The sequence below is a fragment of the Stutzerimonas stutzeri genome (genome assembly GCF_024448695.1).
Lineage (GTDB): Bacteria > Pseudomonadota > Gammaproteobacteria > Pseudomonadales > Pseudomonadaceae > Stutzerimonas > Stutzerimonas stutzeri_T.
Genome location: NZ_JAMOHY010000005.1, coordinates 132,343 through 144,622, shown reverse-complemented (window position 1 = coordinate 144,622; position 12,280 = coordinate 132,343). Strand labels below are relative to the sequence as shown.

Below are 12,280 nucleotides of genomic sequence, written 5' to 3'. Positions count from 1 at the left end.
CTCAACGGAGCAACCTCGGATGACGACACACCGGATCTACTTGGACACCGAATTCACTAATCTGAACCGCTACACCTGCAAGCTAATCAGTCTCGCCCTAGTTGTACCAGGTGGCCCCGAGTTCTATGTCGAGCTGACTGATGCCTGGGAAGAGGGTGGCGGTCGTGGAGGTTCCTCAACTGCCTAGCCATCTCCTTAAATGCCCTTTCATTCAATTGTTTTTGTTCGGCTTGTTCGGTTAGTTGTTTATCCAGCGCTGCCGCCATCATTTCGGCCTGCTCTGCCCGTCGCTGCATTTCGGAGAACTCTTTGTGGTCATGCATAAGCATGTGTCGCATGTCATCTAGGTTTTTCTTGCCAGCCTCGATGCGGTGCGTTAGCAGCTCCGCTTCAGCAGCTTCGCGCGCGGTGCGCTCCTGCTCCAATTGCAGCCTCAATGCTGCAAAATCATGCATCTTCGGGAGTTCTGGCATCTCTAAAATCTTGGCTGCCAACGCTTGTATGTCGGCAGGTTTAAACATCATCGCAAATCCTTTTTTCCGTTCTGTAACCACCTCCCAATAACCACAGCCATGTCTCAGCGCGGCATCGCAATCGCTTGGGTCCGGCTCATACCACTCACCATCTAGGCTTAAACGGCGCCTCTCGGTAACACCGTTCTCTTCGTCCGCTTCCCGTAAGGTGGCGCTGCCAACTACCCGCTGGAAGCCGAGGCCGATTACCTCTTTCTCCAAAAAATCATCGCCCACCGATGTGCCTTTTAAGCCCAGCGTCTGGATGTAAACAGCACATTGTCCAGAAAGGGTCAGTCGTCGCAGGTCCCCTTGGGAAATCGTGGTGTTGGTGAGCGAGCTCAACCAATGCGCTGCATCTTCAATCCGCAGCCATGACAATAGGCGGTACACCCTTTCCATCTTCTCGCCCTCCCAGGCGCTCCCACTTTCCTTAATAAATCGGCTGGTCAGGCGGGTGGGAAATCCGCTTTTCGCTCCGTCGAGCTAGGCCAGCCAAAAACCGTTAAGCCTTGCGCTTGATGCTCACCACATTGGCGCCAGCACACAGCGCCTCGATCGAATCAGCCCAGGCCTGCATCATTTCCCGGCGCTGCTCCAGGTAGGTGGCGTGGTTGTAGGTGTCGCGGATTTCGTCGTTGTCGCCGTGTGCTAGCTGGCGTTCGATCCAGTCGCGGTTATAGCCGCGTCCGTTGAGTTCGGTGCTTAGCAAGTGGCGGAAGCCGTGGCCGGTCTGGCGCCCTTCGTAGCCCATCAGGCGCAGCGCCTTATTAATCGTGTTCTCGCTCATTGGCCGGTCGGGGTTTTGCTGGCCTGCAAACACTAGCGGGTAATCGCCCGTGATTTCCTTGAGCTGGCGCAGGATGGCGACGGCTTGATGGGGCAGGGGCACCACATGCGGGCGGCGGGCTTTCATCCGCGCTTTCGGAATGGTCCAGGTGGCGCCGTCCAGATCGAACTCCGACCACGGCGCCTGGCGCAGCTCACCAGGGCGAACGGCCGTCAGCACCAGCAGGCGGATGGCGCAGCGGGTTAGGGTATTGAGTGTGGTCGATTCGATCTTGCCCAGCAGCTCGGGCAGTTCGGCAAAGGCAACGTGCGGATGGTGCCGGGTAGCTTTTGGCGGTGCGGCTACTACGTCCAGATCGGTGGCGGGGTTGGCTTCGACTACGCCGCTGGCCAGACCGAAGCGGAATATCTGGTGTAGCCACTGGCGAATCTTGCCAGCGGCATTCAGGGTGCCCCGCGCTTCGACCTTGCGCACGAGTTCGACCAGTTCCGGGCGGGTGACGGCTTTGACCGGGCGGGCACCGATGCCGGGTATCAGATCGTTTTCCAAATACAGCTTGGCTTTGTAGGCCGTGCTTTCGGCCCAGCGTGGCGCACGGTGGGCGTACCACTCCCGCGCCAGCGTCTCGAATGTCACGCCATCGGCCCGTTGCGCTTGTCTGGCGGCTTTTCTCTGCTCGCCGGGGTCGGTGCCCTCGGTTAGCAGCTGGCGTGCCTCGTCGCGCTTCTGGCGGGCCTTCTGGAGCGTGACGGCAGGATAGGTGCCAAGCGCCAGCATCTTTGCCTTGCCATCGAAGCGGTAGCGATAGCGCCACAGCTTGGAGCCGGTTGGCGCCACTTCCAGGCATAACCCGTTGGCGTCCGTCAGCCGGTAAAGCTTTTCCTTCGGCTTGGCGGTGCGGATGGTGGTATCGGATAAGGCCATTGCAATTCCCTCGCAAGCCGCGCCATTCGGGCGCCCCATTGTGTCGCTGTGAGTAGATTTTTAGACCGAACCGGCTCTACTCACGAATCTACGCACAATTGTTTGGGCTTACAAGGGAAGGGTAGGGAAGTGCAGACAACAAAAAGCCCGCACGAGGCGGGCTTCTTGTGGGCTTTCGGGTGGTTTTGACACCACCTGAAAGCGAAAGGTGGTGCCCAGGGACGGAATCGAACCGCCGACACGGGGATTTTCAATCCCCTGCTCTACCGACTGAGCTACCTGGGCAACGGGGCGCTATTAGACGGATTTGGCTTTTGACTGTCAAGCGTGGAAAGGAAAATATTTAGCGGGGGCGGGCGTTTAGCGTTGCATGAGGGTCAGGCGGTGGATTTTGCGCGAACCCAAAGCGCCCCGGTCGGGGCACTTTGGGTTGTCAGGGCTTATTCGCTGGGTGGCACGTAGCCGTCGGCCTTGGCGTAGTCTTCGCCTGAGAAGAACTTGTCCATTTCGCCCTGCAGGAATTTGCGGTCCTCGGCGTTCATCATGTTCAGGCGGCGTTCGTTGATCAGCATGGTCTGGTGTTTCTGCCAGTCGTCCCAGGCTTTTTTGGAGACGTTGTTGTAGATGTCTTCGCCTTTTGCTCCCGGATAGGGTGGACGGTCGAGGGCGGGGAGTTCTTCTTTGTATTTGCGGCAGTTTACGGTGCGAGTCATGACATCTCTCCTGCGTTCAGTTCGGCGGCGGCGCGCTTGAGCAGCGTCTTCACCGGGGCGGCAAGCCCCAGGCGCGGCGGGGTGGCGAGGTTATACCAGAGCCAGTCGGCCTCGGCCACGGCACCGATAGGCGATTCTACCCTGATCAGCCAGGGCTCGATGCTCAGCTGGAAATGGCTGAAGGTGTGGGTCAGGCCGGGCAGTTCACGGCGCTCCTGCAAGGTCAGTGCATGGCGTTCCGCCAGCGGGTCGAGGGCGGTCAGATCATCCAGCTCCGGCAGGCTCCAGAGACCGCCCCAGAGGCCGCTGGAAGGGCGGCGGTAGAGCAGAATGGCGCCTTCATGGTTGGCCAGCAGCGGCATCAGGGTGCGTTTGCGTGGCAGGGTCTTGCGCGGCTTGGGTACCGGGAAGTCGGTTTCGCGACCCAGCAGATGAGCACGGCAGCCGTTCTTCAATGGGCACAGCAGGCAGCTGGGCTTGCTGCGGGTGCAGAGCGTGGCGCCGAGATCCATCATTGCCTGGGTGTAATGATTGACGTGCTGCCGCGGCGTGAGTCGCTCGGCGACTTCCCACAGTTGTCTGGCGACTTTCGGCTCGCCCGGATAGCCGTCCTGAGCGACGTAACGTGCCAGCACACGCTTGACGTTGCCATCGAGGATCGGCGCGCGCAGGCCCATGCTCAGGCTGGCGATGGCGCCGGCGGTGGAGCGACCAATACCGGGCAGCTCGGTGAGTTTGTTCACGTCCTGCGGGAATACGCCGCCATGCTCGGCGACGATCAGCCTGGCGGTCTTGTGCAGGTTGCGGGCGCGGCTGTAGTAACCCAGACCGGTCCACAGGTGCAGCACTTCATCTTCGGCGGCGGCGGCCAGTGCTTCGACGCTGGGCAGGGCAGTCATGAAGCGGTCGAAGTAGCCGAGCACGGTGCTGACCTGGGTCTGCTGCAGCATGATTTCCGAGACCCACACGCGGTAGGGCGTGATGCCCTGCTGCCAGGGAAGGTCCTTGCGGCCATGGTGGTCGTACCAGTCGAGGACTGCCGCGCCGAACTGCTCCGGAGTCATCGCTTGAACAGGCCCTTGATTGCGTCTTTCAGGTCCGGACTGACCTTGTCGCCCAGCTTCTCTTCGAGTTTTTCGCTGAGTTTTTCGCCGGCCAGCCGGGCGGCGACTTTGCCCAGGGCGTCATTGTCGAAGCGGCAGGCCTTGGCGCCCAGCTCCAGCGGGCCACGGCAGCGCAATGGCCATTCGACCCCTACGTAGCGTTCGTTGACTGCGCAGGCCGGATCAGGCATGGCGCCCTTGTCGCCTTCGATAAGGATGCCGATGCGGTAGTCCATGCCGAGTACGCGCAGATCGACATCGCCGTTGCCGTTCACCGTCAGACCGGGAATGCTGACCTTGAGGTCGGGGTTACTGGCTACGCCGTTGCGCAGGGTCAGGTTGCCCTTGAGTTCGCGAAACGGCGTGTCCTTGCTGCGTGGCTCGCTGGTCAGCGGTTTACGGTTGAGTGTGGCGATGGCGCGGCACAGCTGTTGTTCGAGGTTGGCATCGACAAGGATGCCGTTGTCGAGGACAAAGCCGACCTTGCCGTTGAGGTTGTCGATCCAAGCCTTCTCGCTGTTGCCCTGGGTGCGGATGTCGCTGTCCAGATTGAGCAGGCCCTTGACCACCACCTGTTCGCCCTGGCTTTGCAGCAAGTGCTCGACAGGCACATGCGCGATGCGTGTCTGCGCGCTCAGCAGAGGGATGTCCGGCCTCGCATCAAGGCTGGCCGTGGCTTCCATTTGACCGTTGTAAAGACCGCTTTTGAAGTTTTCCAGCGTCAACAGACCACCGCTGGTGCGGGCCTTGAGGCTGAAGTTGTCCAGTGGCAGCTGCATCGCGGTAAGGCTGCCAATGGCGAGATTTATCCGCGTATCAAGGGTGCGCAGGGTCGCGATGGGAAGTATGGAAGCTTCGCTCCAGGCCTGCTGGGTCGGTTTTTCCGGCAGGGGCGTGGTGCCGCTGCCGACGGCGACCGTTTCGGTGGCTTTTACTTCGCTCTGGCGAGCCTCGGCCTGCTCGTCCTTCGCGGGTGGCGCCAGGTAGCGGTCAAGGTCGAGACGATCACCCTTGAGGTCCACACGCAGTGCCTGTCTGGCGAAGTCGCTGATGCCGAGCTGGCCGGTGAAGGTGCTGTCGTCCAGTTTCAGGGTGAGCGCTTCGAGGCTCAGGCTGTTGCTCGTGGCGTTCAGGCGCGTGATCAGTTCGGCCTTGCTCAGGGCGTTGCCGTCGGCCATGGCCGGCAGCTGCTGCCCGACGCTGTCGAGAAACTCACGCAGGTTGAAGGGCGCGACGGACAGGGTGCCGCTGATCGCTGGCTGCTCCTGCAGGTTGCTGGCCTTCAGCTCGCCAAGGCCGCGCAGTTGGTTGGCGGTGAACTTGAGGCTGCTCCATTCGGCCACGTCTGCGGCCAGATCCGCCAGCAGTTGCCCCTGTGCGCTGAAGCTCAGGGTTTTGCCCTGCAGGGGCTCGCCGGACGCTTCGCCGGTCAGGCGCAGGTCTTCGAATTGATAGCGCTGCAGTGTGTTGTCGAAGCGCAGCGATCCCTGCAACTCGGTGCGGGCACGCATCACCGGCTTGTTGCTGCCGAAAAAGGCGTTGAGCTTGAGCGGGATGGATTCGCCTTCACGGATGGCGCCGGTTGTCAGCTCAATGCCCTCGGCGCTGTATTGCTGGCCGCTCTGCGCATCGTGGTAGGACACCCGGGCATCCTTGATGCTGAGGCTGTCGATATCGAGTCGCAGAGGGCGGCTGGTCTTGCCAGGTCTGGTTTGTGCTTCTGTTTCGGTGGTGGGCGCTGTCGGTTCTGCCTCAGGTTGTACCTGTTGTTGGGCGGGCTGGCCCACGCCTTCCCAGTTGCCCTTGCCGCTTTCGTCGCGCGCCAAGGTCAGGTTGAGGCCGTTGAGCGTGATGTCGCTCATCTGTACTTCGCGACTCAACAGGGGCAGCACGCGAACGGAAAGGCCAAGCATGCGCAGATCGGCAAACGGCTGTTGTGGTGTGCTGGCGCTAGCCAGGGTGGTGTCGTGCAGCTCCAGTCCCAGCCAGGGGAAGAGGCTCCAGCCGATATCGCCACGGATATCCAGTTCGAGGCCGGCCTTGCTGCGGGCCAGCTCGCGGATTTCGTCCTTGTAGTCGTTAGGGTCGAACAGATGAGTCAGGGCGAAGCCCAGTGCGACGAATAGCAGAAGCAATCCGAGAATTACCAGGCCCAGGATTTTGCTGATCGCTTTCATGGACGCGTCCTTCGTTGGTGTTCTGTAAAGGTGACGAGTATAGCGCCGCGGGCAGTAGCTACGGCGGGAGCAAGCCCCTCAGAGCGGCACCAGGGTCAGGTGCATGCGCGCTGCCAGGGCCTGGGTTTCGAGCTGTTCGGGTGGTGCGGCAAGATAAAGCTCCCGTCCCGCTTCGGCTGCCATGCGCCGCGCCTCGTCGATGATGCGTTTGCCGACCCCTCTGCGGCGGGTGATTTTGCGTACGCACAGGTGTGACAGTTGCCAGCGCTGTGAGTCGCGCCGCAACAGGGCCGCGCCAAGCAGGCGGTCATTGAAGCGGCCGGCAATCAGGCTGCCATCGGCCAGCGCGGCCTGGATCAGCGCCTCGGCGTCCGGGTGGGGCGCCAGCAGCCAGGCGGGAGCGTCGGCGAAGATCTTGGCCAGGTCCACAAGGTCTTGCTGGCTGGGTTCGGTGAGGGTTTCGACGAATACGGGCATGCTGACCTGGTGGCGTTCTCGGAGGATGGCGGCAAGCATAACCCTGGCGGCTTTCAATCGCACGGCGCTGGCCGCTTTCGATGGCGCAGGGCACATAGCCCAGTTGCGGGATTTGGGCCTATAATGCCGATCTTTTTTTGCACGATCAGCGGAGCTGTTGATGTCCGAACGTACGGCTTGCGTAGAGCGCAACACCCTGGAGACCCAGGTCAAGGCCACCATCAATCTGGATGGCACCGGCAAGGCCCGCTTCGCCATAGGCGTGCCTTTTCTCGAACATATGCTCGATCAGATCGCCCGTCATGGTCTGATCGATCTGGACATCGAGTGCAAGGGCGACCTGCATATCGATGACCACCACACTGTCGAGGATGTCGGCATTACCCTCGGCCAGGCCTTCGCCAAGGCGATTGGTGACAAGAAGGGCATGACTCGCTACGGCCACGCCTATGTGCCGCTGGACGAAGCTCTGTCGCGCGTGGTGATCGACTTCTCCGGTCGCCCCGGCCTGACCATGAACGTGCCCTATACCCGCGCCACCGTCGGCGGCTTCGACGTCGACCTGTTCCAGGAATTCTTCCAGGGCTTCGTCAACCACGCGCTGGTGACGCTGCACATCGACACCTTGCGCGGCACCAACACCCACCACCAGATCGAGACGGTGTTCAAGGCCTTCGGTCGTGCGCTGCGCATGGCACTGACGCTGGACGAACGCATGGCCGGCCAGATGCCTTCGACCAAGGGTTGCCTGTAATGCAGACAGTTGCCGTCATCGATTACGGCATGGGCAATCTGCATTCGGTTGCCAAGGCGCTTGAGCATGTCGGCGCCGGCAAGGTACTGGTGACCAGCGATGCGCAGGTCATCCGTGAAGCCGACCGCGTGGTGTTCCCAGGCGTCGGCGCGATCCGCGACTGCATGGCCGAGATTCGCCGCCTGGGCTTCGATGAGCTGGTGCGTGAAGTCAGCGTCGACCGCCCGTTCCTCGGTATCTGCGTCGGCATGCAGGCGCTGATGGAGCACAGCGAAGAAAACGACGGCGTCGACTGTATCGGCCTGTTCCCCGGTCAGGTGCGCTTCTTCGGCAAGGATCTGCAGGAAGACGGCGAGCGCCTCAAGGTGCCGCACATGGGCTGGAACGAGGTCAGGCAGGCTGTGGATCACCCGCTCTGGCACAGTATCCCGGACATGGGTCGCTTCTACTTCGTACACAGCTACTACATCGAGGCCGGCAATCCGCGTCATGTGGTCGGTCGCGGCCATTACGGCAAGGACTTCGCTGCCGCGCTGGCCGACGGCTCGCGCTTCGCCGTGCAGTTCCATCCCGAGAAGAGCCACACCCATGGCCTGCAGCTGCTGCAGAACTTCGCCGCCTGGGATGGCCGCTGGTAATGAGCCGGGCGAAGCTCAAGGCGCCGGTCCTGACGCTGGATTGCGCTCAGGAGCAGACTGCCCAGCAGGTCATCAAGCGCTTTCTGGAAGACCGTTTCGAATTGGAGCTCGGCTCCTTCGAGGCGCAGGAAGTGCTCGATCTGTTCGCCCGTGAGATTGCTCCGCTGTATTACAACAAGGCGATTTTCGACGTGCAGACACACCTGAAAGAACGGTTTGAAAGCATCGAAAGCGACTTGTGGGCGCTCGAAAAGAGCTGACCTTTAACCGATATCCGATTTGAACAGGTTTCGAGCCATGCTGATTATTCCCGCGATCGATCTCAAGGACGGCGCCTGCGTGCGTCTGCGTCAGGGGCTGATGGATGACGCCACGGTATTCTCCGATGACCCGGTGGCGATGGCTGCCAGGTGGGTTGAAGGTGGTTGCCGTCGTCTGCACCTGGTCGATCTGAACGGCGCCTTCGAAGGTCAGCCGGTCAATGGCGAGGTGGTCACCGCGATTGCCAGGCGCTATCCGAACCTGCCGATCCAGATCGGTGGCGGCATCCGTTCGCTGGAGACCATCGAGCATTACGTGCGTGCTGGCGTCAGCTACGTGATTATCGGCACCAAGGCGGTCAAGCAGCCGGAGTTTGTCACCGAAGCCTGCAAGGCCTTCCCGGGCAAGGTCATCGTCGGCCTGGATGCCAAGGATGGTTTCGTAGCCACCGATGGCTGGGCCGAAGTGAGCAGCGTGCAGGCGGTGGATCTGGCGCGCCGCTTCGAGGCCGATGGTGTCTCGGCGATCGTCTATACCGACATCGCCAAGGACGGGATGATGCAGGGCTGCAACGTCGAAGCGACGGTAGCGCTGGCCAACGCCAGCCGTATTCCCGTGATCGCCTCCGGCGGCATCCACAACATCGGCGACATCCAGAAGCTGCTCGACACCAACACCCGCGGAATCGTCGGCGCCATCACTGGGCGGGCGATCTACGAAGGCACGCTCGACGTGGCCGAGGCGCAGGCGCTTTGCGACCTCAAGTACAAAGACGAATAAGCCGTAGGGTGGACAACGCTTCGCTTGTCCACCGTGCATCCGGTGAAATGGTGGACAACGCTGCGCGGTTGTCCACCCTACGAGAGAGATCGGCCATGGCCCTCGCCAAACGCATCATCCCTTGCCTCGACGTGGACAACGGTCGCGTGGTCAAGGGCGTCAAGTTCGAGAATATCCGCGACGCCGGTGACCCGGTGGAAATCGCCCGTCGCTACGATGAGCAGGGTGCAGACGAGATCACCTTTCTCGACATCACTGCCAGCGTCGACAACCGCGACACCACCCTGCACACCGTTGAGCGCATGGCCAGTCAGGTGTTCATTCCGCTGACTGTCGGCGGTGGCGTGCGCAACGTGCAGGACATCCGCAACCTGCTCAATGCCGGCGCCGACAAGGTGTCGATCAATACGGCTGCGGTGTTCAACCCCGAGTTCGTCGGTGAGGCCGCGCAGCGCTTCGGCTCACAGTGCATCGTCGTCGCTATCGACGCCAAGAAGGTTTCCGCTCCTGGCGAAGCGGGGCGCTGGGAAATCTTCACCCATGGCGGACGCAAGCCCACCGGGCTGGATGCAGTGGAGTGGGCAAAGAAGATGGAAGCACTCGGCGCCGGCGAGATTCTGCTGACCAGCATGGATCAGGATGGCGTCAAGAGTGGTTACGACCTGGGTGTCACCCGCGCCATCAGCGAGGCGTTGTGCATTCCGGTGATTGCCTCCGGTGGTGTCGGCAATCTGCAGCATCTGGCCGACGGCGTCCTGGAAGGCAAGGCCGATGCGGTACTGGCTGCCAGCATCTTCCATTTTGGCGAATACACCGTGCCGGAAGCCAAGGCCTATATGGCCAGTTGCGGCATCGTGATGCGCTGAGCCGGCAAGAGCTTCGCGACTGATGTCGCACAGGGCCAATGCTGTTCCTGTGGCTTCAGCCACGAAGCTTTTTATTTGCCATGTCCAGGCCGTCCAGCATTCCGCTTGCGGCAGCTGTTTCTACCGGTGAATGGTCAGCGCGGGCAGGTTTTCAACAGCCTGATAGATGCCTCCACGGCCATGGGCAACCATGGCGCGGTTGCCGCGCGTGGCGATCATCTGGGCGACGTCTACCCATTCGATACCTGCGTCCTGCAGGCGTGGCAGCTCGCGCTCCAGCAGCGCCAGGGTGCTGGCGTGGGGATGTCCGATGATCACCACCGAGCCTTGCCTGCGGGCCAGTTCGATCGCGGCGGCGAACTGCCGGGCGACGGCCTCCGGGCTGGGGTCGTCATCGAGAAAGATGTCCCGTGACAGGCTCGCCAGCCCGGCGCGCTGAGCGGTTGCTGCCGCAAGGGTTTGCGGGTTGGTACGGCTGTCGAGAAAGAACAGGTGACGCTGCTGCAGTGTCGCCATGAGCACAGCCATAGGGTGCGCCTGATCGGTCATCTGGCTGCCCATATGGTTGTTCACCCCGCTGGCGTGTGGAACTGCCTTCAGGGCGCTGTCGAGCCTGTCATGCAGTTCGCTCTGAGGGAGCCCTGGACGCCAGGCGTAGGGGCCGCCTGCGGGCGCCATCGGCAGATGCAGCATGACGGTCTTGCCGGCAACATGGGCGCGCTGTGAAAGCACAGAGGCATGGCGGCTGTCCGGCAGAATGGCGAGGGCGACCGGGCCTGGAAGTGCCAGTACGCGCTCATCTCTCATAGGGTTCTGGCCCAGATCGTCGATGATCAGTGCCAATCGAGGCTTCTGGTCGGGCGCCTCATTGAGCGGCGCCCCGGCGTGGCACAGCAGCGAAAACAGGCTGGCCAGCAGCCACAAGGATGCGCGAAGCACCCTTATTTGCCGCGTGTGAGGTTCAGTCCCTTGAGCAGGTTGAGCGCCTGACCGAGCTGGTAATCCTCGTCCTGCGGGCGTGGTGAGTCGCTGCCTGCCTTGCTGCCGCTGGGGCGGTCCGGGCCGCCATTGCCGTTGCCCAGGTGGCCAGTCAGATCAGCTTCGCGAAGGCTTTCGGAGGCCTGTTCGCGGGTCAGTTTGGCGCGGGTGACTTCGATGTCCGGCTCGATGCCCTGAGCCTGGATGGAGCGACCGTTTGGTGTGTAGTAGAGCGCAGTGGTGAGCTTGAGCGCGCTGTCATTGTTCAGCGGCAGAACGGTCTGTACCGAACCCTTGCCGAAGCTGTCGGTGCCCATTACCACCGCGCGTTTCTGATCCTGCAGGGCGCCGGCGACGATCTCCGAAGCCGAAGCGCTGCCGCCATTGATCAGAACCACCAGCGAGACACCTTCGCTGGCATCCGCCGGGTCGGCGTTGAAACGCAGCTCCGAATTGGCGATGCGCCCCTTGGTGTAAACGATCAGGCCTTCGGTAAGAAAGTGATCGGAGACTTCCACGGCAGCCTGCAGTACGCCGCCCGGATTGTTGCGCAGGTCCAGCACCAGGCCGTTGAGTTTCTTGCCGTTTTCCTTGCGCAGCCGCGCCAGGGCCTTGCCCACTTCGGTGCCCGTGTTGACCTGGAACTGGGTGACGCGCAGATAGCCGTAGCCGGGTTCGAGCAACTGGCTCTTGACGCTGGTGACGCGGATGATGGCGCGGGTCAGTTTGACGTCGAAGGGTTTGCCGCCCTCGCGAACCAGCGACAGGTTGATATCGCTGCCGGGCTTGCCACGCATCATGCCCACTGCCTCGATCATCGAGAGACCCTTGGTTGGTTTGCCGTCGATTTTCACGATCAGGTCGCCCGCCTCGATGCCGGCCTTGGATGCCGGTGTGTCATCGATGGGCGAGACCACCTTGATAAAGCCGTCTTCAACGCCCACTTCGATGCCCAGGCCGCCGAACTCGCCGCTGGTGCTTTCCTGCAGTTCGGCGAAGGCCTCGGGTTCGAGGTAGGCCGAATGAGGATCGAGATTGCTCAGCATGCCCTTGATGGCATTTTCCAGCAGAGTCTTGTCATCCACAGGCTCGACATAGGCGGCTTTGATCCGGTCCAGCACCTCGGCAAAGGTGCGCAGCTCTTCGAGTGGCAGCGGTGCCTTGGTAGCTGACACGCCTCGATCCTCAGGCACAGGCGCCATATCGGCCGGTGGCTGCTGAGCCCAGGCGCTGCCATGAATGCCCAGCAATATGGCCAGGAGCAGCGTTGAAGGGCGGGCAAAACGGCGCGGGTGAAGCATTGTCGA

The 12,280-nt window shown here is 61.8% G+C and carries 13 protein-coding genes and 1 tRNA gene; 5 read left to right on the top strand and 9 right to left on the bottom strand.

Annotated elements, in window-relative coordinates; all coding sequences use genetic code 11:
• Positions 1-86: 86 nt before the first annotated feature.
• The 7 genes from NAV32_RS07060 to panM form a co-directional block, all read right to left on the bottom strand.
• Entirely contained in the window at positions 87-914 is an 828-nt protein-coding gene (locus NAV32_RS07060; RefSeq protein ID WP_256052088.1) for a hypothetical protein, read from the bottom strand.
• A gap of 103 nt (positions 915-1,017) precedes the next feature.
• Positions 1,018-2,226 (bottom strand): tyrosine-type recombinase/integrase, encoded by a 1,209-nt coding sequence (locus NAV32_RS07055; protein WP_256052087.1) that lies wholly within the window; start codon positions 2,224-2,226, stop codon positions 1,018-1,020.
• 209 nt (positions 2,227-2,435) lie between these two features.
• Positions 2,436-2,511 (bottom strand) — tRNA-Phe (locus NAV32_RS07050).
• A 155-nt stretch (positions 2,512-2,666) separates the two neighbouring features.
• Positions 2,667-2,939, bottom strand: coding sequence for an oxidative damage protection protein (locus NAV32_RS07045; RefSeq protein ID WP_256052086.1), 273 nt, complete (start codon positions 2,937-2,939; stop codon positions 2,667-2,669).
• Positions 2,936-4,003 carry an A/G-specific adenine glycosylase gene (mutY, locus tag NAV32_RS07040; RefSeq protein WP_256052085.1) on the bottom strand — a complete coding sequence of 356 codons (1,068 nt, stop codon included), beginning with the start codon at positions 4,001-4,003 and terminating at the stop codon, positions 2,936-2,938. Before mutY ends, NAV32_RS07045 begins: the two co-directional genes overlap by 4 nt.
• Positions 4,000-6,219: an AsmA family protein gene (locus tag NAV32_RS07035; protein WP_256052084.1), complete on the bottom strand. Its 2,220-nt coding sequence runs from the start codon at positions 6,217-6,219 to the stop codon at positions 4,000-4,002. The genes mutY and NAV32_RS07035 overlap by 4 nt, the downstream gene beginning before the upstream one ends.
• A gap of 78 nt (positions 6,220-6,297) precedes the next feature.
• Entirely contained in the window at positions 6,298-6,696 is a 399-nt protein-coding gene (gene panM / locus NAV32_RS07030; protein ID WP_256052083.1) for an aspartate 1-decarboxylase autocleavage activator PanM, read from the bottom strand.
• A 160-nt stretch (positions 6,697-6,856) separates the two neighbouring features.
• Between panM and hisB the strand changes: the two genes are divergently transcribed.
• The 5 genes from hisB to hisF all read left to right on the top strand — a co-directional run bounded on the left by hisB (position 6,857) and on the right by hisF (position 9,995).
• Positions 6,857-7,450 carry an imidazoleglycerol-phosphate dehydratase HisB gene (gene hisB / locus NAV32_RS07025; protein ID WP_256052082.1) on the top strand — a complete coding sequence of 198 codons (594 nt, stop codon included), beginning with the start codon at positions 6,857-6,859 and terminating at the stop codon, positions 7,448-7,450.
• Complete coding sequence (hisH, locus tag NAV32_RS07020) at positions 7,450-8,088, top strand: imidazole glycerol phosphate synthase subunit HisH (RefSeq protein ID WP_256052081.1); 639 nt, start codon at positions 7,450-7,452, stop codon at positions 8,086-8,088. The genes hisB and hisH overlap by 1 nt, the downstream gene beginning before the upstream one ends.
• Positions 8,088-8,348, top strand: a complete 261-nt coding sequence (locus NAV32_RS07015; RefSeq protein WP_256052080.1) for a DUF2164 domain-containing protein — start codon at positions 8,088-8,090, stop codon at positions 8,346-8,348. The genes hisH and NAV32_RS07015 overlap by 1 nt, the downstream gene beginning before the upstream one ends.
• Before the next feature lie 37 nt (positions 8,349-8,385).
• Positions 8,386-9,129 (top strand): 1-(5-phosphoribosyl)-5-[(5-phosphoribosylamino)methylideneamino]imidazole-4-carboxamide isomerase, encoded by a 744-nt coding sequence (gene hisA, locus NAV32_RS07010; RefSeq protein WP_256052079.1) that lies wholly within the window; start codon positions 8,386-8,388, stop codon positions 9,127-9,129.
• A gap of 95 nt (positions 9,130-9,224) precedes the next feature.
• Complete coding sequence (gene hisF / locus NAV32_RS07005) at positions 9,225-9,995, top strand: imidazole glycerol phosphate synthase subunit HisF (RefSeq protein ID WP_256052078.1); 771 nt, start codon at positions 9,225-9,227, stop codon at positions 9,993-9,995.
• A gap of 120 nt (positions 9,996-10,115) precedes the next feature.
• Here the strand turns inward: hisF and NAV32_RS07000 are convergent, their stop codons facing one another.
• Entirely contained in the window at positions 10,116-10,934 is an 819-nt protein-coding gene (locus NAV32_RS07000) for a divergent polysaccharide deacetylase family protein (protein ID WP_423836420.1), read from the bottom strand.
• 2 nt (positions 10,935-10,936) lie between these two features.
• On the bottom strand, positions 10,937-12,274 hold the full coding sequence (locus NAV32_RS06995; RefSeq protein ID WP_256052077.1) for a S41 family peptidase: 1,338 nt from the start codon (positions 12,272-12,274) through the stop codon (positions 10,937-10,939).
• Positions 12,275-12,280 lie beyond the last annotated feature (6 nt).

Coding starts and splice junctions, on each gene's coding strand:
- hisH (WP_256052081.1), top strand. CDS start 7,450: ATGCAGACAGTTGCCGTCATCGATTACGGCATGGGCAATCTGCATTCG.
- panM (WP_256052083.1), bottom strand. CDS start 6,696: ATGCCCGTATTCGTCGAAACCCTCACCGAACCCAGCCAGCAAGACCTT.
- NAV32_RS07060 (WP_256052088.1), bottom strand. CDS start 914: ATGGAAAGGGTGTACCGCCTATTGTCATGGCTGCGGATTGAAGATGCA.
- NAV32_RS07045 (WP_256052086.1), bottom strand. CDS start 2,939: ATGACTCGCACCGTAAACTGCCGCAAATACAAAGAAGAACTCCCCGCC.
- NAV32_RS07015 (WP_256052080.1), top strand. CDS start 8,088: ATGAGCCGGGCGAAGCTCAAGGCGCCGGTCCTGACGCTGGATTGCGCT.
- mutY (WP_256052085.1), bottom strand. CDS start 4,003: ATGACTCCGGAGCAGTTCGGCGCGGCAGTCCTCGACTGGTACGACCAC.
- hisF (WP_256052078.1), top strand. CDS start 9,225: ATGGCCCTCGCCAAACGCATCATCCCTTGCCTCGACGTGGACAACGGT.
- hisA (WP_256052079.1), top strand. CDS start 8,386: ATGCTGATTATTCCCGCGATCGATCTCAAGGACGGCGCCTGCGTGCGT.
- hisB (WP_256052082.1), top strand. CDS start 6,857: ATGTCCGAACGTACGGCTTGCGTAGAGCGCAACACCCTGGAGACCCAG.
- NAV32_RS07035 (WP_256052084.1), bottom strand. CDS start 6,219: ATGAAAGCGATCAGCAAAATCCTGGGCCTGGTAATTCTCGGATTGCTT.
- NAV32_RS07055 (WP_256052087.1), bottom strand. CDS start 2,226: ATGGCCTTATCCGATACCACCATCCGCACCGCCAAGCCGAAGGAAAAG.
- NAV32_RS06995 (WP_256052077.1), bottom strand. CDS start 12,274: ATGCTTCACCCGCGCCGTTTTGCCCGCCCTTCAACGCTGCTCCTGGCC.